This window comes from Mesorhizobium sp. P5_C1, assembly GCF_054049815.1.
Genome location: NZ_JBFULQ010001280.1, coordinates 1 through 702, shown reverse-complemented (window position 1 = coordinate 702; position 702 = coordinate 1). Strand labels below are relative to the sequence as shown.

At 58.0% G+C, this 702-nt stretch carries 1 protein-coding gene; it reads right to left on the bottom strand.

What is annotated here, in order from left to right:
• Positions 1–297: 297 nt before the first annotated feature.
• Positions 298–702 (bottom strand): hypothetical protein (locus ACXJ7R_RS35380; protein WP_457155839.1); only part of this gene is annotated, 405 nt, incomplete at its 5' end.

The following is a 702-nucleotide window of genomic DNA, read 5'->3' as shown; positions in this document are numbered from 1 at the left end:
CAAACAAGGTGCCAAATCTATTGACCCGTTATGGGGCACCTGGGACGAACGTCGGCTTCCAGTCGCGGAGGCGCTGCTACCGATCGCCTTCGTAGTCGGGAATGCAGGTGTAGATCACCGGCCGCCGGCACGGCCGGCAGCCTTGGGCTGCCGGTCTGGGAATTCGTCATCCGAAATTCAATGGACGACTTCATGGCCGACATCTCACGGCAGGGGAGATGGGCGAGCTGGGCTGCCGTGGCGGCGGGTGTGTCCGTCGTCCTGCAAGCGTAGACAGATTGGTTCAATAGTAGCGCTTCAACGCCTCTTCGGCTTCGGCGTGATCTCCTCGATCTGCGTCTTGTTGATATGCCCGGAGCCTTGGCCATATCCTTCGTAGTCAGCGGCGTGCGCCGATGCGACTTCTCGATAATGCTGACGATGTAGGTCGTTACTTGCTCTCTCTTGTTCCAGCAAGCTGATGTATTCTGTATCAAAGGCTTTACTGTTCTTCCGCTCCATTCCCTGGAGATAGAAATACGGCAACGCAAAGGCCAAAATCATACTTATGCCGATTGCACCCGCCATGTGACTGCCGCCGCCAAGCCAACAAAAAACAGCAACCACACTGCCGGCTATCGCCGCCTCCGCCATACTAGCCCAGAAAGGACCAAATCGGGGCGGCGGCGCGACCGAGTCCGCCCGTTGCCTGGCCTTGAAGCT